Origin of the sequence: Flavobacterium sp. (assembly GCF_046317795.1) — a bacterium.
Lineage (GTDB): Bacteria > Bacteroidota > Bacteroidia > Flavobacteriales > Flavobacteriaceae > Flavobacterium.
Window position 1 is genome coordinate 1 of the sequence record NZ_JBKCVI010000030.1, and the last position, 20,435, is coordinate 20,435.

Annotated in this window: 21 protein-coding genes; 19 read left to right on the forward strand and 2 right to left on the reverse strand. The window is 34.9% G+C overall.

Going from position 1 to position 20,435, the window contains the following annotated elements:
- The first annotated feature begins 79 nt into the window (after positions 1 to 79).
- Positions 80 to 1,060 (forward strand): carbon-nitrogen hydrolase family protein, encoded by a 981-nt coding sequence (locus ACK5ON_RS01975; protein ID WP_409819373.1) that lies wholly within the window; start codon positions 80 to 82, stop codon positions 1,058 to 1,060.
- Between the two features lie 45 nt (positions 1,061 to 1,105).
- On the opposite strand, the gene ACK5ON_RS01980 is transcribed toward ACK5ON_RS01975, so the two are convergent.
- Complete coding sequence (locus tag ACK5ON_RS01980) at positions 1,106 to 1,708, reverse strand: NUDIX hydrolase (protein ID WP_409819376.1); 603 nt, start codon at positions 1,706 to 1,708, stop codon at positions 1,106 to 1,108.
- Between the two features lie 7 nt (positions 1,709 to 1,715).
- Between ACK5ON_RS01980 and pyrE the strand changes: the two genes are divergently transcribed.
- The 13 genes from pyrE (at position 1,716) to ACK5ON_RS02045 (ending at position 15,806) form a co-directional block, all read left to right on the forward strand.
- Complete coding sequence (pyrE, locus tag ACK5ON_RS01985) at positions 1,716 to 2,357, forward strand: orotate phosphoribosyltransferase (protein WP_396174419.1); 642 nt, start codon at positions 1,716 to 1,718, stop codon at positions 2,355 to 2,357.
- A 111-nt stretch (positions 2,358 to 2,468) separates the two neighbouring features.
- Positions 2,469 to 2,861, forward strand: coding sequence for an SRPBCC family protein (locus ACK5ON_RS01990; RefSeq protein ID WP_396174421.1), 393 nt, complete (start codon positions 2,469 to 2,471; stop codon positions 2,859 to 2,861).
- An 88-nt stretch (positions 2,862 to 2,949) separates the two neighbouring features.
- Positions 2,950 to 4,722: an AMP-dependent synthetase/ligase gene (locus tag ACK5ON_RS01995; RefSeq protein WP_409819380.1), complete on the forward strand. Its 1,773-nt coding sequence runs from the start codon at positions 2,950 to 2,952 to the stop codon at positions 4,720 to 4,722.
- Positions 4,723 to 4,742: 20 nt separating this feature from the next.
- Positions 4,743 to 5,801, forward strand: coding sequence for a proline iminopeptidase-family hydrolase (locus ACK5ON_RS02000; RefSeq protein ID WP_396174424.1), 1,059 nt, complete (start codon positions 4,743 to 4,745; stop codon positions 5,799 to 5,801).
- 124 nt (positions 5,802 to 5,925) lie between these two features.
- Positions 5,926 to 6,309 carry a hypothetical protein gene (locus ACK5ON_RS02005; RefSeq protein WP_396174426.1) on the forward strand — a complete coding sequence of 128 codons (384 nt, stop codon included), beginning with the start codon at positions 5,926 to 5,928 and terminating at the stop codon, positions 6,307 to 6,309.
- A 140-nt stretch (positions 6,310 to 6,449) separates the two neighbouring features.
- On the forward strand, positions 6,450 to 6,881 hold the full coding sequence (locus ACK5ON_RS02010) for a MarR family winged helix-turn-helix transcriptional regulator (RefSeq protein WP_409819383.1): 432 nt from the start codon (positions 6,450 to 6,452) through the stop codon (positions 6,879 to 6,881).
- A gap of 102 nt (positions 6,882 to 6,983) precedes the next feature.
- A complete protein-coding gene (locus ACK5ON_RS02015) occupies positions 6,984 to 9,410 on the forward strand; it encodes a 3-hydroxyacyl-CoA dehydrogenase/enoyl-CoA hydratase family protein (RefSeq protein WP_409819385.1) in 2,427 nt (808 codons plus the stop codon).
- 45 nt (positions 9,411 to 9,455) lie between these two features.
- Entirely contained in the window at positions 9,456 to 9,815 is a 360-nt protein-coding gene (locus tag ACK5ON_RS02020) for a four helix bundle protein (RefSeq protein WP_409819387.1), read from the forward strand.
- Between the two features lie 139 nt (positions 9,816 to 9,954).
- Positions 9,955 to 11,136, forward strand: coding sequence for an acetyl-CoA C-acyltransferase (locus ACK5ON_RS02025; protein WP_409819389.1), 1,182 nt, complete (start codon positions 9,955 to 9,957; stop codon positions 11,134 to 11,136).
- A gap of 135 nt (positions 11,137 to 11,271) precedes the next feature.
- Positions 11,272 to 13,059, forward strand: a complete 1,788-nt coding sequence (locus ACK5ON_RS02030) for an acyl-CoA dehydrogenase family protein (RefSeq protein ID WP_409819392.1) — start codon at positions 11,272 to 11,274, stop codon at positions 13,057 to 13,059.
- Positions 13,060 to 13,391: 332 nt separating this feature from the next.
- On the forward strand, positions 13,392 to 13,916 hold the full coding sequence (locus ACK5ON_RS02035; RefSeq protein WP_409819394.1) for a hypothetical protein: 525 nt from the start codon (positions 13,392 to 13,394) through the stop codon (positions 13,914 to 13,916).
- Between the two features lie 156 nt (positions 13,917 to 14,072).
- Positions 14,073 to 14,597, forward strand: coding sequence for a superoxide dismutase family protein (locus ACK5ON_RS02040; protein ID WP_409819396.1), 525 nt, complete (start codon positions 14,073 to 14,075; stop codon positions 14,595 to 14,597).
- 9 nt (positions 14,598 to 14,606) lie between these two features.
- Positions 14,607 to 15,806: an LETM1-related biofilm-associated protein gene (locus ACK5ON_RS02045; RefSeq protein WP_409819399.1), complete on the forward strand. Its 1,200-nt coding sequence runs from the start codon at positions 14,607 to 14,609 to the stop codon at positions 15,804 to 15,806.
- 42 nt (positions 15,807 to 15,848) lie between these two features.
- Here ACK5ON_RS02045 and ACK5ON_RS02050 read toward each other — a convergent pair whose 3' ends face one another.
- On the reverse strand, positions 15,849 to 16,772 hold the full coding sequence (locus tag ACK5ON_RS02050; protein WP_396175711.1) for a LysR family transcriptional regulator: 924 nt from the start codon (positions 16,770 to 16,772) through the stop codon (positions 15,849 to 15,851).
- Positions 16,773 to 16,849: 77 nt separating this feature from the next.
- Between ACK5ON_RS02050 and ACK5ON_RS02055 the strand changes: the two genes are divergently transcribed.
- Genes ACK5ON_RS02055 through ACK5ON_RS02075 form a run of 5 tightly spaced genes read left to right on the forward strand, consistent with a single transcriptional unit; the run spans position 16,850 to position 20,433 of the window.
- Complete coding sequence (locus tag ACK5ON_RS02055; RefSeq protein WP_409819402.1) at positions 16,850 to 17,614, forward strand: prohibitin family protein; 765 nt, start codon at positions 16,850 to 16,852, stop codon at positions 17,612 to 17,614.
- Between the two features lie 2 nt (positions 17,615 to 17,616).
- Entirely contained in the window at positions 17,617 to 19,053 is a 1,437-nt protein-coding gene (locus ACK5ON_RS02060) for an NADP-dependent isocitrate dehydrogenase (RefSeq protein ID WP_409819404.1), read from the forward strand.
- Positions 19,054 to 19,064: 11 nt separating this feature from the next.
- A complete protein-coding gene (locus ACK5ON_RS02065; RefSeq protein ID WP_409819407.1) occupies positions 19,065 to 19,304 on the forward strand; it encodes a hypothetical protein in 240 nt (79 codons plus the stop codon).
- Between the two features lie 3 nt (positions 19,305 to 19,307).
- Positions 19,308 to 19,580, forward strand: a complete 273-nt coding sequence (locus ACK5ON_RS02070) for a hypothetical protein (protein WP_396175719.1) — start codon at positions 19,308 to 19,310, stop codon at positions 19,578 to 19,580.
- A gap of 10 nt (positions 19,581 to 19,590) precedes the next feature.
- On the forward strand, positions 19,591 to 20,433 hold the full coding sequence (locus ACK5ON_RS02075; protein ID WP_409819410.1) for a DUF6671 family protein: 843 nt from the start codon (positions 19,591 to 19,593) through the stop codon (positions 20,431 to 20,433).
- Positions 20,434 to 20,435: the final 2 nt, after the last annotated feature.

Below are 20,435 nucleotides of genomic sequence, written 5' to 3' on the forward strand. Positions count from 1 at the left end.
GTTCAATGAGGAAATAAAAAATAAAATTTTAAATTATATTCAGTCTTAATACTTAATACTCCAATCTTAATACTCCCAAATGGACTTCAAAAAATTCAAAGCCGCCACCGTACAAACTTCACCTGTTTTTCTCAATGTAGAAAAAACAATAGCCAAAGCCATTTCGTTTGTAAAAGAAGCTAGTACAAATGGTGCCCAACTCATTGCCTTTCCAGAAGTATTTGTGGCTGCTTATCCGTATTGGAATTGGATTATGACACCAATTCAAGGCAGTAAATGGTATGAACAATTGTATAAATCTTCCCTGAAAACGGAAGACTTTGTCCTAAAGCCCTTATTTCAAGCTGCAAAAGACCACAACATTCACATCGTTATCGGGATTAACGAACGTGGCGATAGCTATGGCGAAATTTACAACACCAATTTAATCATCGACAACCAAGGAAAACTCATTGGCAAACACCGAAAATTAGTACCAACTTGGGCTGAAAAACTAACTTGGACATCTGGTGACGGCTCATCTTTAAAAGTGTACGATACAGAAATTGGTCCGATTGGAACTTTAGCATGTGGTGAAAATACCAATACCTTAGCGCGATTTACATTATTAACGCAAGGCGAATTAATTCATATTGCCAATTATATTTCACTTCCAGTTGCACCACCCGATTATGATATGGCAGAAGCGATAAAGATTAGAGCAGCCGCCCATTCATTCGAAGGAAAACTGTTTACCATTGTTTCGTGTTCAACGATTTCCCAAGAAATAAAAGACGCTTTGCGTGCTGATGTTCCCAATGTTGATGAACTATTAACTCGTAAAAACTCAGCATTTTCAGGGTTTATTGGTCCCAATGGTGCTGTAATCGGAACACCGCTAATTGATGATGAAGGAATTGTGTACGCTGATATTGATTTGGAGAAATGCATCCAACCGAAACAGATGCATGACATTTTAGGACATTACAATCGTTTTGATATTTTTGATTTACGAGTAAACACAGCTTCAACAAGAAATATTACATTTATAGATAATCATGAAGAGTTTAATAGAAGATAGTATTAAGACAAAAGAATTTTTGTATCTTAGACAATACCAGTAAACTTATTTCAGCAGTTTTTCCTCTTCAAATAACAATTTGATATTTTCATAAGAGTTTTTGAGTGCTTCTTTGATTTGTTCTGGATTGAGCCAAACTACTTTTTCTATTCCTTCATTGGCTTGTCCTACAGGAATTCCTTCAAAGTTGGTTCTCATCTCAAACCAATGTGTAATCTTTAGTTTGTATTTACCATTGCGTTTAAAAACGTGGTAGGTTTTTTGAAGTTTGTGACTAATTACTAAATTATTGACACCGGTTTCTTCTTCTACTTCGCGTCTCGCTGTATCTTCAATTTCTTCGCCTTTCTCAATTCCTCCTTTGGGTAAATCCCATTTTCCGTTTCTAAAAATGAACAAAACGTCGCCCTTTTTATTGTATACTAAACCTCCACCGGCTTTGCAAACGGGAATTTTTTCTTTTACTTTTTTCAGAATTTCCTTTTCATCAGGATAATACAAATACGCTTTCTGAATTTTGTTTTGAAACATTTTGATGATGACTTGCTCAATATCAACACTTTCCAATAAAAAAAGCTGAAAATCGGTTTCCTTGGCTATTTGGTTTGTTAAAAAAAGAGGTTTGTCGTTGACAAAAACTTTATACATTTGTACTATGATTTTTAATAAAGAAACAGCCGAAAAAACAGCCGAATTGCTTTTACAAATAAATGCAATTAAATTGAATCCAAAAAATCCTTTTACATGGGCTTCAGGTTGGCATTCTCCAATTTACTGCGACAACCGATTAATACTGTCTTTTCCAGCGATAAGAAATTTTGTTCGCGAAGAATTTTCAAAGCATATCGAAAAAGAATTTGGCAAACCCGACGTCATTGCAGGTGTAGCCACGGGTGCAATTGGCATTGGAATGCTCGTTGCCGAATATTTGGGTTTGCCTTTTGTTTACGTTCGTCCAGAACCCAAAAAACACGGTAGGCAAAATCAAGTGGAAGGATTTCTGCAAAAAGGACAAAATGTTGTTGTCGTTGAAGATCTGATTAGTACCGGAAACAGTAGTTTGTTAGCTGTTGAAGCATTAAAAGAGGCAGGCGCAAATGTAAAAGGTATGGTTGCCATTTTTACCTATGGTTTCGATATTGCTACAGCTAATTTTAAAAAAGCCAATGTCAATTTGCATACTTTAGCCGATTATGAACATTTATTACACTTGGCTGTTGCCAAAAATTATATCACCGAAAAAGAACTTTCCACTTTACAAGAATGGCGAGAAAGTCCATCGACATGGAATGTGTAAAATAAGAAAATAGAATATAGAAAATAGAATATAGAATATAGAAATTTAGTATAAGGCCAAAATCTACTTTCTATTCTCTATTTTCTTTTCTCTTTAAAAAAATATAAAAAAATGAACCTAGAAAGCCCAAAAGTTACTGTAGCACAATCAGCTGAATATTTGTACAATGCTTTATCCGATGTGAAAAGTTATGAAAAACTTATGCCCGACAGCATTGCCAAGTTTGAAGTATTGGGCGATGATATTTTCAACTTTGGATTAAAAGGAATGCCCGAAATCAAATTGAGATTAAAAGAAGGTGTTCCTAATTCTAAAGTAAATCTAGCTGCAGCAAGTGATAAATTACCTTTTACTTTAACCGCCAATATTACTAGTAATTCTGAAACGTCAAGTGATATTCAATTACAATTTGAAGGCGAATTTAATCCCATGATGGCCATGATGATTAAAGGTCCAATTACTAAGTTTATTGAAACTTTGGCAGAAAATATGGGGAAACTTTGATATTATATTAGAAAATATCTTCAAAAAATATGCATTTTATTGTAAATGATACTAATATTATTTAATTTGCAATAAAATTTTAATCAAAATGACAAAAATCTCACGCCTTTTTGACTTTCCCTATTATCAACTAGAAAAGAATAATATTTCCAATTGCCTAGTTACAAAATATGATGGAAAATGGATTGCTACCTCTACTCAAGAGTACCTTGATAAAGCCAATGCCATATCAAGAGCTTTATTGCGTTTAGGCATTAATAAAAATGATAAAATTGCCATAATTTCAACCAATAACAGAACCGAATGGAACATAATGGATATTGGAATACTTCAAGTAGGCGCTCAAAATGTACCCATTTATCCCACAATTGCAGCAGAAGATTATGAATACATTTTAAATCACTCCGAGTCAAAATTCTGTTTTATTTCTGATGAAATAGTATATAATAAGTTGATTTCGGTTAAATCCAATATTCCTTTGCTCAAAGATATTTACTCTTTTAATGAAATCGAAGGATGCAAAAACTGGAAATCACTCCTAGAATTAGGAAAAGACGAAAGTAATCAAGATGTGGTTGAGGACCGAAAAAATAATGTAAAACCCGATGAATTAGCTACCATAATTTATACATCTGGCACAACAGGAAGACCAAAAGGTGTTATGTTATCGCATAATAATATTGTTTCCAATGTGCTTGACAGTGCCTGTAGAATTCCATTTGATGAAGGTACAAGTGTTGCTTTGAGTTTCTTACCCATTTGTCACATCTTTGAGCGTGTAATTTTATATATATATCAATACTATTCTGTATCTATTTATTTTGCAGAATCAATAGAAAAACTTTCCGAAAATATAAAAGAAGTTAAACCTACCGTTTTCTCTGTTGTTCCAAGACTTCTCGAAAAAGTATATGATAAAATTATTGCAAAAGGAGAAGATTTAACAGGAGTCAAAAAGAAATTGTTTTTTTGGGCAGTAAATTTAGGACTACAATATGAACCGTACAAAGCTAATGGATGGTGGTATGAATTTCAATTAGGAATTGCCCGGAAACTCATTTTTAGCAAATGGAAAGAAGGTTTAGGGGGCAATCTAAATGTATTGGTTTCGGGAAGTGCAGCACTACAACACCGATTGATTAGGGTTTTTGCTGCAGCAGAAATGCCCGTTATGGAAGGATACGGTTTAACCGAAACATCACCCGTAATTTCTGTAAACGATCAAAAAAATGGTGGTTTCAAAATTGGAACAGTTGGAAGAATTATTGATAATGTTGAAGTAAAAATAGCCGAAGACGGTGAAATACTTTGCAAAGGACCCAATGTAATGATGGGCTATTACAAAGACGAAGAATTAACAAATGAAGCAATCAAAGACGGCTATTTTCATACTGGAGATATTGGTGAACTTGATGCTGATAATTTTCTGAAAATTACAGATCGCAAAAAAGAAATGTTCAAAACCTCTGGAGGAAAATATATCGCACCTCAAATCATTGAAAACGAGATGAAACAATCACTATTTATTGAACAAATAATGGTTATTGGCGATGGTGAAAAAATGCCTGCCGCGTTTATTCAACCTAGTTTTGATTTTATAAGAGAATGGGCTAAACGAAAAAATATTACTATTGGTAAAACAAACGAAGAGCTAATCAATAATGAGCAAGTAATTCAAAGAATTGGAAAAGAAGTTGGAAAATACAATGAAAAATTTGGCAACTGGGAAAAAATAAAACGTTTTGAACTCACACCCGATATTTGGACAATTGATGGTGGTCAGCTCACTCCTACTATGAAACTAAAGAGAAAAGTGGTTAAAGAAATTTATAATAATTTATATCAAAAAATCTATAACTAATCTTATTCATATTTTAAAAAATGAATAATAAACCTATTATATACATTGTATTAACTTTATTTTTTCTTTCTAGCTGTAAAGAAAGTAATCCCTCTGACACTATAAAATCCAATTATTTAGATTATTCCAAAAGTGATGACCAAGCTACTGGTGGAATCAAAATGATTCCCATCTCCACTCCTATTGGCAAATTCAATGTTTGGACTAAAAGAGTGGGAAATAATCCAAAAATAAAAGTACTACTGCTTCATGGTGGTCCGGGCGGAACGCATGAGTTTTTTGAGAGCTTTGATGGTTTTTTTCCTAACGAAAGTATCGAATACATTTATTACGACCAGTTAGGTTCGTATTATAGTGACCAACCAAACGATAAGCGACTTTGGACTACCGAACGTTTTGTGGAAGAAGTTGAACAAGTTAGAAAAGCATTGAAACTTGATACTACCAATTTCTATTTATTAGGGCAATCTTGGGGCGGAATTTTGGCGATGGAATATGCTCTGAAATACCAAAAGAACCTAAAAGGACTTATCATTTCTAATATGATGGCAAGCGCACCAGCGTATAATAAATATGCCGAAGAAGTCCTAGGTCCGCAACTTGATCCAAAAGTATTTACACAAATCAAAGAATTTGAAAAAAATAAAGACTACTCCAACCCAAAATATATGGAGTTGTTGTTGAACTATTACTACACCGAACATATTTTGCGAATGCCAGTCGACAAATGGCCAGAGTCAATTAATAGAGCTTTTAAACATTTAAACCCAAATGTGTACGTTTATATGCAAGGTCCAAGTGAATTTGGAATTACCGGAGATGCGACTTTAAAAAACTGGGATATCACTGCTAAATTAAAAACACTAACCATTCCAACATTAGCAATTGGTGCCAAATATGATACTATGGACCCAAAACACATGGAATGGATATCCAAAGAAGTTCAAAACGGTCGTTTTTTATTCTGTCCAAACGGAAGTCATTGCTCGCAATATGATGATCAGGAACATTACTTTCCTGGTGTAATTAAGTTTCTAAAAGACGTTGATGACGGTAGCTTTTCAAAAGATAAAATCTAATTGTTTCTCTAAAGCTTTATTAACAATCTACAATTTTTATTAGTTAACAATTAAACAACTGTTAAATTAATTTATTGTTACTTTTTTAATACTTTTATTATATTAACCAATAAAACTTTTAATTATGAATGCGAAAAACTTTATTGTAGGAGGTATCGTTGGAGGTATCGTTAATTTTCTTTTGGGTTGGGTTTTTTATGCAAAACTTTTTCCAAACATTTATCCTGAATCGGCAGAAACAAAATTAGAATTCATCGCTTTAGGATGCTTCACTTTTGGTTTTTTTGTTTCCTATATCTTTAACAAATGGGCAGGTATTTCAAATCCTATAACAGGATTGTATGCTGGTGCCGTTATTGGTTTATTTAACGGTTTATCAATGAATTTCTATATTTTTTCAAATAAAACCTTAAACATAGAAAGCATGATTACTGATATTGTAATTAACATAATAATTGGTGCAATCATTGGTTCAGCTGTTGCTTTTGTAAATAGAAAAATGAAGTAAATTTTAATTTAAAAAATCCAAATAATAATGCTCTTGTTGTACTTGAGCATTTTTTTTGATCAAAAAAATAAATTTTACTATGCGCGCATAATATTTTTTTTATATCTTTGAAACGTAAACTAAATCGTTTTAGTTATTCTATGAAAGAAAAAACAATAGATTATATACTTCGCGCTACCTGGCAAGCCGTTGCCCGAATGTATAACGAAGAAGCATCCAAATTTGATGGTTCGATGGCAATAGGTTTTGCATTATTAAGCATTGATAAAGAAGACGGAACGCCATCAACAGCCATTTCTTCTCGTATGGGAATGGAAGCTACCAGTTTAACTAGAACATTAAAAACATTGGAGGAAAAAGGATTAATCGTTCGAAAAAAAAATCCAGATGACGGAAGGGGTGTATTAATTTACTTAACCGATTTTGGTAAAGAAATGAGAGCCAAATCAAAGGAAACTGTTTTGCAATTCAACGAAACCATCCGAAAGAACATATCCGAAGAAAAATTGCATAACTTTATGGAAGTTGCCGATATTATAAATGAATTAATTGCTGAGAAGAAGATATTTTAAAAATAAGAACAAAGAAAATAGAACAAAGAATATAGAAGTCTAATTGAAAAAGAGAAAAGTCTATTTTCTATTCTCTATTTTCTATTCTCTAAAATAAAAAACATGAAACGAACAATCAAAAAAGTGGCAGTCGTCGGATCCGGAATTATGGGTTCTGGCATTGCGTGTCATTTTGCAAACATTGGTTTAGAAGTGCTGCTTCTAGACATTATTCCAAATGCAGTAACGGAAGCCGAAGAAAAAAAGGGATTGACTTTAGAAAATAAAATAGTTCGTAACCGCTTGGTGAACGAACATTTAGCCAATGCTTTAAAATCGAACCCATCGCCTATTTACAGTCAGAAATTTGCAAGCAGAATTACCACGGGTAATACTACAGACGATATGGCTAAAATTGCGAATTACGATTGGATTATTGAGGTTGTAGTAGAACGTTTGGATATCAAAAAACTGGTATTCGAACAAATCGACAAATATCGTAAGCCCGGAACATTAGTAACTTCAAATACTTCGGGTATTCCTATCCATTTTATGAGTGAAGGCAGAAGCGATGATTTCCAAGCGCATTTTTGTGGAACGCATTTCTTTAATCCGGCACGTTATTTAAAATTGTTTGAAATTATTCCTGGACCAAAAACATCTCCTGAAGTATTGGATTTCCTTTTTGATTATGGTTCAAAATATTTAGGAAAAACATCAGTAATCGCTAAAGATACGCCTGCTTTTATTGGAAACCGTATTGGGATTTTTGGCATCCAAAGTTTATTTCATTTAGTAAAAGACATGGGATTAACCATTGAAGAAGTCGATAAACTTACAGGACCAGTTATTGGTCGTCCAAAATCGGCTACGTTTAGAACGGTTGATGTAGTTGGTTTAGATACGTTAGTTCATGTGGCCAACGGAATTTATGACAATTGCCCAAACGACGAAGCACACGAACTCTTCAAACTCCCAAATTTCATCACTAAAATGATGGAAAACAAATGGCTGGGAAGCAAAACAGGACAAGGTTTTTATAAAAAAAGCCCCACCCCAGCCCTCCCCAAAGGTGAGGGAGCAGGAAAACCTGAAATTCTTTCATTAGATTTAGATACATTAGAATACCGAGCGGCTAAAAAAGCTTCGTTTGCCACCTTAGAATTAACTAAAACCATTGACAAACCTATTGATCGTTTCAAAGTTTTGGTAAAAGGAAAAGACAAAGCAGGCGAATTTTACAGAAAAAACTTCGCAGCCATGTTTGCCTATTGCTCCAATCGTGTACCTGAAATAACCGACGAATTCTATAAAATAGATGATGCCATGAAAGCAGGGTTCGGTTGGGAAAATGGTCCGTTTGAAATTTGGGATGCCATTGGTGTGGAAAAAGGAATTGCCTTAATGCAAGCCGAAGGATATCAACCAGCCACTTGGGTTACCGATATGTTAGCTTCTGGAAGCTCCAGTTTTTATTCCATTAAAGAAGGGGCTACTTATTTTTATAATATCCCAACCAAATCGCAAGAAAAAGTTCCTGGACAAGACAGTTTTATCATTTTAAACAATATCCGCGACAGCAAAAAAGTATGGAGCAATAGCGGTGCGGTAATTACGGATATTGGTGATGGAATTTTAAACATAGAATTTCAAAGTAAAATGAATACCATTGGTGGCGATGTTTTAGCGGCCATCAATAAAGGAATTGATTTGGCAGAAAAAGAATACAACGGATTAGTCATCGGAAATCAAGCAGCCAATTTTACGGTTGGTGCCAATATCGGAATGATTTTTATGATGGCGGTCGAACAAGAATACGAAGAGTTAAACATGGCAATCAAATATTTTCAAGATACCATGATGCGCGTACGCTACTCTTCTATTCCGGTGATTGTAGCTCCTCACGGAATGACATTAGGTGGCGGTTGCGAAATGACCATGCATGCTGATAGAGTTGTGGCTGCGGCCGAAAGTTATATCGGATTGGTAGAATTTGGTGTGGGTGTAATTCCTGGTGGCGGTGGTTCCAAAGAAATGGCATTACGTGCTTCCGATTTATTTCATAAAAATGACGTCGAATTGAATGTACTACAAGAATATTTCTTAGCCGTTGCCATGGCAAAAGTCTCCACATCGGCGTATGAAGCTTTTGATACGGGTGTTTTACAAAAAGGAAAAGATATTGTAGTAGTTAACAAAGACCGACAAATTGCAGTGGCAAAACAAATCGCATTACAAATGTCAGAGCAAGGATATACGCAACCTATTCAACGTAAAGATGTGAAAGTATTAGGTAAACAAGCGTTGGGAATGTTCTTGGTTGGAACTAATCAAATGGTGGCTGGAAAATACATTTCGGAGCACGATTTAAAAATTGCTAACAAACTCGCTTATGTGATGGCTGGTGGCGATTTATCAGAACCAACATTCGTATCCGAACAGTACTTATTGGATATTGAACGGGAAGCATTTTTGAGTTTGTGTACCGAAAGAAAAACGTTGGAGCGAATTCAATTTATGTTAACTAAGGGGAAACCGCTTCGTAATTAATTGTATACCGTATATTGTAAAATTGTATAATGTAAATCAAAGTGTATGAATTATTTTAAAGAATTGAAAGTTTGGCAAAAAGCGATTGAACTAGTAACCAATACTTATTTAAAATCACAAAGTTTCCCGAAAGAGGAAATCTATGGATTAACATCACAAATAAGACGTTGCGCAGTTTCTATACCCTCAAATATTGCCGAAGGATGTGGTAGAAATACTGATAAAGATTTCAATAATTTTTTAGGAGTTTCTTTAGGTTCAGCTTTTGAATTTGAAACACAATTAATCATATGTAAAAATTTGCAATATATCAATCAAGATGATTTTAATTTCTTAGAAGCCGAAATACAACATATTCAAAATATGATAATTAAACTAAAAAGTTCAATCGAAAAAAAGTTGTAATCATTTCCACATAATTTACAAAATACATTATACAACAATACAATATACAATATACAATATACATTATACAACAATACATTACACATTATACAACAATACAATATACATTACACAACAATACAATATACAAATAAAACAAATGAAAACAGCCTACATAGTATCCGCATACAGAACCGCGGTTGGAAAAGCGCCAAAAGGTCTATTTCGATTTAAACGTCCCGATGAGCTGGCAGCCGAAACCATTCAATTTATGATGAATGAATTGCCCGATTTCGATAAAAAACGAATTGACGATGTTATGGTGGGTAATGCCATGCCTGAAGCCGAACAAGGATTAAACGTAGCGCGTTTGATTTCCTTAATGGGATTAAAAGTAACCGATGTTCCTGGGGTAACTGTTAATCGTTATTGCGCTTCGGGATTGGAAACCATTGCCATGGCAACCGCCAAAATCCAAAGTGGGATGGCCGATTGCATTATAGCCGGTGGTGCAGAAAGCATGAGTTTTATTCCGATGGGGGGTTACAAACCCACACCCGATTACGCCGTGGCAAAAGCTGGAAACGAAGATTATTATTGGGGAATGGGATTAACGGCAGAAGCTGTTGCCAAGCAATTCAACATCTCTCGTGAAGACCAAGATGAATTTGCCTTCCATTCCCACAGAAAAGCTTTGCAAGCACAAGCTGAAGGCAAGTTTGATAAACAAATAGTTCCGATTACTGTGGAACAAACCTTCATCAATGAAAATGGAAAAAAGGAAACCAAATCATATACCGTTACCAAAGACGAAGGCCCAAGAGCCGATACCAATACTGCCGCTTTAGGAAACTTAAAACCCGTTTTTGCAGCCGACGGAAGCGTAACCGCTGGTAATTCTTCTCAAATGAGTGATGGTGCAGCATTCGTTTTAATGATGAATGAAGACATGGTCAAAGAATTAGGGTTCACTCCTATTGCCCGAATGGTAAGCTACGCCGCAGCGGGTGTTGAACCTAGAATTATGGGAATTGGACCCGTGAAAGCCATACCAAAAGCGTTAAAACAAGCTGGACTTACTTTAAATGATATTAACTTAATTGAACTCAACGAAGCTTTTGCATCACAAGCATTAGCCGTAACTCGTGAATTAAATTTAAATCCAAATAGCATCAATGTCAATGGTGGAGCGATTGCTTTAGGTCACCCACTAGGATGTACCGGAGCCAAATTATCGGTGCAATTATTTGAAGAAATGAAACGCCGTGGGGATAAATACGGAATTGTGAGTATGTGTGTAGGAACCGGACAAGGTGCGGCGGGAGTGTATGAGTTGTTGTAAAAACGAAGAATATAGAATATAGAATATAGAAAATAGAATATAGAAAATAGAATATAGAAAACCCGAAATGAAAATATAGAATGTAGAAATGTCTTTTTTCTATTCTCTATTTTCTTTTCTCTAAAAAAATAAACAATGGAAATTACAAGAGGTGGACAATTCCTAGTCAAAGAAACAAAATGCGAAGACATCTTTACACCCGAAGATTTTTCGGAAGAACAAATCATGATGCGTGACAGCGTTAAAGAATTTGTAGATAAAGAAATCTGGCCAAACAAAGACCGTTTTGAACACAAAGACTATGCTTTTACGGAAGAAATGATGCGTAAAGCAGGAGAAATGGGATTTTTAAGCGTTGCTGTTCCCGAGGCGTATGGCGGCATGGGAATGGGTTTTGTAGATACGTGCTTAGTATGTGACTACATTTCAGGTGCTACAGGTTCGTTTTCAACAGCTTTTGGTGCGCATACCGGAATTGGAACTATGCCCATTACACTATACGGAACTGAAGAACAAAAACAAAAATACGTGCCTAAACTAGCTTCAGGCGAATGGTTTGGTGCCTATTGTTTAACCGAACCAGGCGCTGGCTCTGATGCCAATTCTGGAAAAACTAAAGCCGTTTTATCAGCTGATGGCAAATCCTATTCCATTACAGGGCAAAAAATGTGGATATCCAATGCCGGTTTTTGTTCCGTATTCATAGTATTTGCTCGAATTGAAGACGATAAAAATATTACTGGTTTCATTATAGAAAATGATGCTGCCAATGGCATTACCATGAACGAAGAAGAACACAAACTAGGCATTCGTGCTTCTTCTACCCGACAGGTTTTCTTTAATGAGACTAAAGTACCCGTTGAAAACATGTTAGCAGGTCGTGGCGAAGGATTCAAAATAGCGATGAACGCCTTGAATGTTGGGCGTATTAAACTAGCTGCGGCTTGTTTGGATGCACAACGTCGTGTGACTTCCAATGCGGTGAACTATGCGAATGAAAGAGTACAATTCAATACGCCAATTGCACAATTTGGAGCTATCCGTTATAAATTAGCCGAAATGGCCACTTCTGCCTATGCGGGAGAAAGTGCTACCTATCGGGCTGCTAAAGATATCGAAACCCGAATCAAATTACGTGAAGCCGAAGGTACTTCCCATCAGGAAGCCGAATTGAAAGGCGTGGAAGAATTTGCCATAGAATGTTCTATTCTAAAAGTGGCGGTTTCTGAAGATGTTCAAAACTGTGCTGACGAAGGCATTCAAATTTATGGTGGTATGGGATTCTCAGAAGATACACCAATGGAAAGTGCTTGGCGCGATGCACGTATTGCTCGTATTTATGAAGGAACAAACGAAATTAACCGAATGTTATCGGTGGGTATGCTAATCAAAAAAGCCATGAAAGGCCATGTTGATTTGCTTGGACCAGCATCAAAGGTACAAGAAGAATTGATGGGTATTCCATCATTTGATACTCCAGACTATTCCGAATTATTTGCCGAAGAAAAAGAATTGATTGGCAAATTGAAAAAAGCATTCCTGATGGTAGCTGGTGGAGCAGTTCAAAAATATGGAATGGACTTAGATGCACACCAACAATTGTTAATGGCTGCTGCAGATATACTTATTGAAATTTACATGGCAGAAAGCACCGTCTTACGAACTGAGAAGATGGCAAAAGCGCAAGGCGAAGATAAAGTGAAAGAACAAATTGCTATGGCTAAGTTGTACTTATACAAAGCGGTAGATGTAGTAACTCAAAAAGGGAAAGAAAGCATCATTTCTTTTGCCGAAGGCGATGAACAACGCATGATGTTGATGGGATTGCGCCGATTTACCAAATACACCAACATGCCAAACATCGTTGGATTAAGAGAAACCATCACCACCAAGTTAGTGGCAGAAAATAGTTATTGTTTTTAGTTTTAAGTTAAGTTAATTGTTTGGAAAACCGCTACTGCTTCATAATCAGTGCGGTTTTTTTTATCAAAATAATGTAATTTATCCAATATAATTAGCGTTTCTGAGCATGAGCGCAGTGAACTGACGAAGTAATCCGTGCCCAAATAACATTTGAAAACAAAAAAAAAGCTACTCACGTTATCAAAACCTAAAACCAGTTTTATCAGCGCAAAAAATTCCGTTTTATCAGCGTTCAATCCATCACAATCCGAAACAAGATTTTTTTATTCCAACCAAATCACTATTTTAGTACCACATTTAATTCAAAAGTCCAACAATCTAAAAATCTAAAAATGAAACTACTAGGAATAAGTTCAAGAATAAACCATCCCCAATTCGGCAAAGGCGTAATAACCAATGTATCGTCCACAGAATATTGGGTAACTTTTATAGACTCAGGACTAGAAACCATCACTATCGACTCCGAATTCGAAGTCATTGAAGCCACAGATAACGAACTAGACACTGTCAGCTTCTATGAAGTAGAACAAAGCTTGCTCTCCATCCTAAAAAAATGGAACGGGCTGGGCGAACCAGTAGCCATAGCCGACAAATGGAAAGGCGGCAACCTAAAACTAGAACCGGGACAAGCAGGCGTGCAAGGAAAAGACGTGCCTATAGATGTGTTCTTCCACAAAATAGTCATGCTACGCGACCGCCTTCGGGTAATGGAACAAAAGATAAACGCCAGCAACATCGAAGAAATAGAAAAAGTAGAACTCCAACAATACATTACCCGTATCTATGGAACACTCACCACGTTCAACGTACTATTCAAATCACAAACCCAGTATTTTGTAGGCGAAAAAACCAAGTAATTGTATCCATCCTACACGTCAGTTCGATACTTCGGGAGAAAATTGTATCGAGAACAAATAAAAACACTTCGACAAGCTCAGTGTGACATATTACAATTAATTAACTTTAACCAAAGATTTATTTTAGTACCTTTATATCACTAAATTAAAGTACTCATGAAAAGAACAATAACGGCTCTAGTCCTTTTTGGACTAATCATATTAGGATGCAAAAGTTCCTCCAGCAACACGAGCAACACACTAAAACTTACTTTTGAAACCAAGAGTAATAGCGGTGTAACTGGAACAGCTACTTTCACCCAAAAGAACAACGAGGTAACACTAGTAGCCAAACTAGCAGGACTAAAACCGGGTGAACACGCCATTCACATTCATGAAAAAGCGGATTGTTCGTCTGCAGATGCAGCATCAGCCGGTGGACATTGGAACCCAACGTTTAAAAAACACGGAAAATGGGGCGATTCTGAATGCCACAAAGGCGATATAGGCAACTTCCTAGCCGATGAAAAAGGAAATGCTACCATCACCTTCAAAACCGATGAATGGTGCATCAGCTGTGGCGATGAGACTAAAGACATCGTCAACAAAGGATTAATTGTTCACGAAAAACCAGATGATTTTGTGACACAACCTACAGGAGCTGCAGGGGCAAGAGTTGCGTGTTCGGGAATTATCAAATAGCTTTTTTTTATGATTAACCCATCGGCTCCCGGCTGGATAGATAAGTTTTTTGCAGAGCAAAGTCAATTGCCTCAACCATTTCCTGAGAGTGCGATTGATTTCTATACTCAAACAAGAGCTACAGGTTTTATCTTTGGACACATCATCAGTTTTGATGTTACCTTTCCCATTGAAACCGCCAACCGCTTGCCACAGGAAATTTCAAAGATAGGGATGCTCAACACACTTTATCAAATGTTTCGATTGGTTAAAAAAAACAACAACTATACTGAATTCATTACGGAAACTGTTGCGTTTTACAACTCATTGACCACAAAAGGATTTAATCCTTTACAGAAAATATTACCTAGTAATACAGTATCAAGCAAGCTAGAAAAGATATTGCACGAAAGGGTTCAAACCAACGAAGATTTATTTACCAAAAACTTTTCGCATGCTATTACCAATGCTATGCTCTTTATTGATGTTTTGGCCTTCAAACAACACCTCGAAAAAGGAAGCATCCCCGATAAATATTTGAATAAAATAGAGGGAATCGTCATGAGTATTGTTTCGCTTTCGCTAAAATCAAAGACGAATATATCACATCACGATTCTTTATTACTGAAACTGTTTGATGCTTCTGTGCGGTATTCAAAGTCTTCAACCACTGAAATTAAAACAATAAATGATTTAGAATTGAATTACCTTCAAAATGACTTGGAGAAGTTTTATATGATTGATTTGGCGGGAATCAGTTTGTGGAGTGATGAAAAAGTTGAAAACGAAGAACGTTACTTTTTGTTTAAACTAGGCGAAAGTCTTAGCATTGAAGATAATTTTGTATTGAGCAGTATTGCATTTATCAATAATTTTATTGCCAATTACAAAAAGGAAATACCCTATTTTAATTACTCTAATCCGGTAAAACACTTTTACGATCAAACTTCGGATAGTGTTGTAGTTTTAATAAATCGAAACAAAAAAAGGTTGCTCAAAGAAATATCTCAAAGCAAAGAGTTGATGCAATTACTCGCAAAGTCAACACACAAAGATTTGGATAAAGAGGAAAAGAAGAAAATAAAACGGCAGTTACTGGATGTGTGTAAAAGCATTCCGTCACTCACTATTTTCTTATTGCCTGGAGGAGGTTTGTTATTGCCAATATTGATAAAATTCATTCCACAATTAATGCCTTCTTCCTTTAATGAGAATGAAGAAAGGGATTAAAAGTTTTTCTCAATACGATTTTTAATATAAAAATGCAATTCATTAATAATTATCAATCCATGAAAAATAATTCGTTTTTAAATTGGTTTTTTCATCTCTGATATATTTTATATACGCTTCGGCAACGGGACTCATCGATTTGTTTTTTAACCATACCAAATGCCAATTAGACTGAATAGGAAATCCTTTCATGGGTATGATTTTTAAATCACCATTTTCCAATTCGTTCTTTAATCCTATAATGGGCATAATCGAATAGCCAATTCCAGCAATAACGGCTTGTTTGACCGCTTCATTTGAAGTCAGCTGTATTTTTTTGGCAGATTGTAAACCATTTCTATAAAGGTAATTTTCCATAACTATTCGTGTTGCAGAACCTTCTTCTCTATAAATTAACGGGAACTCATTAAATAAATCTAAATCATTATTATGTATTTCTGAAACTGCATTTTGATTTCCAATTAAATACAACTTATTTTCAAGTAAAATCTCAGACTGCAATTGAATATCATCTGGCAAAATTGAAACCAATGCAAAATCAACTTCATTGTTTTCAAGACTTTTAACCACTTTCGATTTATTGGTAACATCCATTACAAGATCAATCCCTTTATTTTGATTTAAAAAATCAGATAAGAAATAAGGCATAACATATTTACCAGTAGAAACCACTGATAATGCTAGTTTACCTGAAAATATTCCTTTATACGTTTTTGATTTATAGTTTATCGTGGCTACTTCATCTAATACTTTTTGAGCTGTAATGGCAATTTCAGCACCAAAATGAGTTATATACAATTGTCTTCCAATAACTTCTGTTAAAGGAATATCAAATTGTTCCTGTAGTTTTTTTAATTGAATAGAAACGGCAGGTTGGGTTAAATTAAGTTCTACAGCAGCTTTTGTGATACTCTTAGTTTGTGCAATTTTCAGGAATATCTGTAATTGATGTAAAGTATAATGCATAAATATATTTAATGTATGTCATAACAAATATAAATAAAATAGAAGCAATACTGTCTTTAACTTTGTAAAAAAAAATCATGAAAAATTTAATTGCACTTTGTATTGCACCATTTATTATTAGTAGTTGCGTAACTATTAAGCCAGGTGAAGTTGGTCTTAAACAAAAATTAGGTAAATTATCGGAAGAAATTTATCCGCAAGGACCGGTTTTTTTTAATCCATTTACTTCTAAAATTGTTCGAACCTCTATTCAAACTAGAAATTTGGAATTGAGTCTGAGTTTACCAAGTAAGGAAGGATTGAGTATTACCTCTCAGATTTCAATTTTATACCGTTTAGAGAAAAGTGAAGTTGTAAAAATAGTTAATGATTTAGGGTTAAATTATGAGGGAATAATTGCAAATGTATTTCGATCAGCATCGGCAGATATTTGTGCCCAGTATTATGCAAAAGACATGCATTCTGGTAAACGTTCAGAAATAGAAAGCGACATCTTAAAAAAAATGTCTAGTAATCTCTTAGCCAAAGGAATTATTATTGAATCTGTTTTGATGAAAAGCATTCAACTTCCTCAAGGTTTATCACAATCTATTGAAAGTAAGTTACAAGCTGAACAAGATGCCATGCGAATGGAGTTTGTTTTACAACAAGAAAAGTTTGAAGCTGAACGTAAAATAATAGAAGCAAAAGGAACAAGAGACTCGCAAAAAATACTATCTGAGGGCTTAACAAATGAAATTATTAAATTGCGAAGCATTGATGCTTTCAACGAGTTATCAAAATCACCAAATACAAAAATAATAGTAACCGATGGTAAAACACCATTTTTAATTAACCAATAAATATGCAAAGAATAACTATCGCCAAAGGAGATGGAATTGGTCCAGAAATCATGGACGCAACATTAGAAATCATTAAAGCTGCAGGTGCACAACTTGAATATGATGAAATAGAAGTTGGGGAGAAAGTGTATCTTTCTGGAAACACTTCGGGAATTGCCAAAGAAAGCTGGGATACCATTATTAAAAACAAAGTATTTTTAAAAGCACCAATCACAACTCCTCAAGGTGGCGGCTATAAAAGTTTGAATGTCACCACAAGAAAATTTCTTGGTTTGTATTCTAATGTTAGACCCTGCATGAGTTTACATCCTTTTGTGGAAACGAAACATCCCAAAATGGATATGGTGATTATCAGAGAAAATGAAGAAGATTTATATGCAGGAATTGAGCACCAACAAACGGATGAAGTAGTTCAATGTCTAAAAATAATTAGCCGTCCAGGTTGTGAAAAAATAGTTCGATATGCCTTTGAATATGCTAAAGCTTATGGAAGAAAAAAAGTAACTTGTTTTACCAAAGACAATATCATGAAACAAACGGATGGTTTATTCCACCAAGTGTTTGATGAAATTGCAGCAGAATACCCACAAATAGAAAACGAACATTGGATTATTGATATAGGTGCTGCTAAAATGAGCGACACTCCCGAAGCTTTTGATGTTATAGTGACTTTGAATTTATATGGCGATGTTATCTCTGATATTGCCGCTCAAATCGCGGGTTCAGTTGGTTTAGCGGGTTCAGCCAACATAGGTGAAGAATGTTCGATGTTTGAAGCCATTCATGGTTCGGCACCAAGGAGAGCGGGACAAAACTTGGCTAATCCATCAGGGTTGTTACAAGGAGCTGTAATGATGCTTAACCATTTAGGACAAAATACCATTGCCACCAAAGTACACAATGCTTGGTTGAAAACCTTAGAAGATGGCATACATACCTACGATATTTTTAAAGAAGGGAGTAGTATTCAAAAAGTGGGTACCAAAGAGTTTGCTCAAGCAGTAATATCTAACTTAGGTCAGAAACCAAAAACGTTACCAGCTGTTAATTACGAAAATGGGCAACCACTAAATCTTCCAAAATACAAAAAACGACCACAAGCTAAGAAAGAACTTATTGGTCATGATGTTTTTGTTCATTGGAATGGAACTGATGCAAATGAATTGGCCGCTAAGATGAATAAAATTGGAACTTCCAATTTGAAACTAAGCATGATAACCAATCGTGGAATCAAAGTTTGGCCAGAAGGTTTTTCACAAACATTTTGCACCGACCATTGGCGTTGTAGATTTAAAACTGCAGAAGGAAATACGATAAATAAAGAAGAAATAATAGCACTTCTTCAACAGTGTATTCAAAATGAAATCGATACTATTAAAACAGAAAATCTATATCAGTTCGATGGTAAAATGGCATTTTCATTAGGACAAGGACAATAAATAAAACTATTATGGAACTACAATTATTAAATGATACTTTTTCGACTAATGAATCGATTGAAATTATAAATCAATTATTTCAAGTAAAAATTAAGTTTCACGAGGATAAAATTAAAATATCTCATAATGAAGAAGATGTAAAAATGAGAGAACAAAAAATTAAATTTTTGCAAAATGAATTAGCCGCTGCAAGGCAATTCATTAGTACACAATCGGGGTATATTTCGCTAAGTAGTCAAATAATTTTATAAAAAATGGATACATATCAGTTTAAGTTAATAGAAGGTAATTTTTCATCTCAGGATGCAAAAACAGTTTTAATGTCAGTAATAAATAGTAAAATCAATTTTCATAACCTTAATGCCTTTAGTGAATTTGTTAAAAACAATGAAGATTGTGAAATATCAAAACGAAGAATATCAGTATTATCATCATCTATTAAAGATATCAACAAGCTTCTTGAAGAAAGTGAACGAAATGGAAAGAGATTAAAAATTAATGGTGACATTACCATAGAGTTCATATAACGTATTAGATTTGGATATTTTCAAAGGAAGAAGATTAGTCATTGCGACAAAACACAAGAAGGAAAGTGTTATTGCTCCTTTATTAGAAGAACATTTAGGAGTGCAATGTTTTGTCCCAAAAGATTTTGATACCGATGAATTAGGAACGTTTAGTGGTGAAATTGAAAGAAAAGATGGACCAATAGCAACGGCAAGAAAAAAATGTCTTCAAGCAATGGAAATAACCAATTGTGATTTAGGCATCGCCAGCGAAGGTTCATTTGGTCCGCATCCAACAATCTTTATGGCACATGCCGATGATGAGTTCTTACTTTTTATTGATAAGAAAAATAATTTAGAAATAATAGTGCGAGAGTTAAGTCTTGATACTAACTTTAATGCAGCAACTACAAGTAGTTTTCAAAATTTGGTTGATTTAGTAAAAAACGTTGGATTCCCAGAACACGCAGTGATTTTAAAAATTACTGATAAAGAAGTTACTTCTGTTGTAAAAGGAATTCAATCATGGGAGTTATTAGAAGAGAGTTTTCATACGCTCTCGGCTAGTAATTCCCAAGTTGCTGCAGAAACCGATATGCGTGCCCTGTATAACCCAACACGTATGAAGGTCATTGAAAAAGCTGCCCAAAAACTTGTAGAAAAAATAAAAAATCGTTGCCCAGAATGCCATACACCTGGGTTTGGTGTTGTAAATACTAAATCGGGTTTACCCTGCGAATGGTGTGGTTTGCCAACAAATTCTACAAAATCACATATTTATCAATGTCAAAAATGTAATTTTGAACTGGAAAAACTATTTCCAAATGATAAAAAAACAGAAGATCCGATGTACTGTGATCGTTGTAATCCTTGAAA

Bases quoted from the DNA above. Each gene is read 5' to 3' on its own strand.
- ACK5ON_RS02070 (WP_396175719.1), top strand. From the start codon at position 19,308: ATGGATACATATCAGTTTAAGTTAATAGAAGGTAATTTTTCATCTCAG.
- ACK5ON_RS02045 (WP_409819399.1), top strand. From the start codon at position 14,607: ATGATTAACCCATCGGCTCCCGGCTGGATAGATAAGTTTTTTGCAGAG.
- pyrE (WP_396174419.1), top strand. From the start codon at position 1,716: ATGATTTTTAATAAAGAAACAGCCGAAAAAACAGCCGAATTGCTTTTA.
- ACK5ON_RS02025 (WP_409819389.1), top strand. From the start codon at position 9,955: ATGAAAACAGCCTACATAGTATCCGCATACAGAACCGCGGTTGGAAAA.
- ACK5ON_RS02000 (WP_396174424.1), top strand. From the start codon at position 4,743: ATGAATAATAAACCTATTATATACATTGTATTAACTTTATTTTTTCTT.
- ACK5ON_RS02040 (WP_409819396.1), top strand. From the start codon at position 14,073: ATGAAAAGAACAATAACGGCTCTAGTCCTTTTTGGACTAATCATATTA.
- ACK5ON_RS01975 (WP_409819373.1), top strand. From the start codon at position 80: ATGGACTTCAAAAAATTCAAAGCCGCCACCGTACAAACTTCACCTGTT.
- ACK5ON_RS02065 (WP_409819407.1), top strand. From the start codon at position 19,065: ATGGAACTACAATTATTAAATGATACTTTTTCGACTAATGAATCGATT.
- ACK5ON_RS02005 (WP_396174426.1), top strand. From the start codon at position 5,926: ATGAATGCGAAAAACTTTATTGTAGGAGGTATCGTTGGAGGTATCGTT.
- ACK5ON_RS02020 (WP_409819387.1), top strand. From the start codon at position 9,456: ATGAATTATTTTAAAGAATTGAAAGTTTGGCAAAAAGCGATTGAACTA.
- ACK5ON_RS02060 (WP_409819404.1), top strand. From the start codon at position 17,617: ATGCAAAGAATAACTATCGCCAAAGGAGATGGAATTGGTCCAGAAATC.
- ACK5ON_RS02035 (WP_409819394.1), top strand. From the start codon at position 13,392: ATGAAACTACTAGGAATAAGTTCAAGAATAAACCATCCCCAATTCGGC.
- ACK5ON_RS02055 (WP_409819402.1), top strand. From the start codon at position 16,850: ATGAAAAATTTAATTGCACTTTGTATTGCACCATTTATTATTAGTAGT.
- ACK5ON_RS02010 (WP_409819383.1), top strand. From the start codon at position 6,450: ATGAAAGAAAAAACAATAGATTATATACTTCGCGCTACCTGGCAAGCC.
- ACK5ON_RS02050 (WP_396175711.1), bottom strand. From the start codon at position 16,772: ATGCATTATACTTTACATCAATTACAGATATTCCTGAAAATTGCACAA.
- ACK5ON_RS01980 (WP_409819376.1), bottom strand. From the start codon at position 1,708: ATGTATAAAGTTTTTGTCAACGACAAACCTCTTTTTTTAACAAACCAA.
- ACK5ON_RS02015 (WP_409819385.1), top strand. From the start codon at position 6,984: ATGAAACGAACAATCAAAAAAGTGGCAGTCGTCGGATCCGGAATTATG.
- ACK5ON_RS01990 (WP_396174421.1), top strand. From the start codon at position 2,469: ATGAACCTAGAAAGCCCAAAAGTTACTGTAGCACAATCAGCTGAATAT.
- ACK5ON_RS01995 (WP_409819380.1), top strand. From the start codon at position 2,950: ATGACAAAAATCTCACGCCTTTTTGACTTTCCCTATTATCAACTAGAA.
- ACK5ON_RS02030 (WP_409819392.1), top strand. From the start codon at position 11,272: ATGGAAATTACAAGAGGTGGACAATTCCTAGTCAAAGAAACAAAATGC.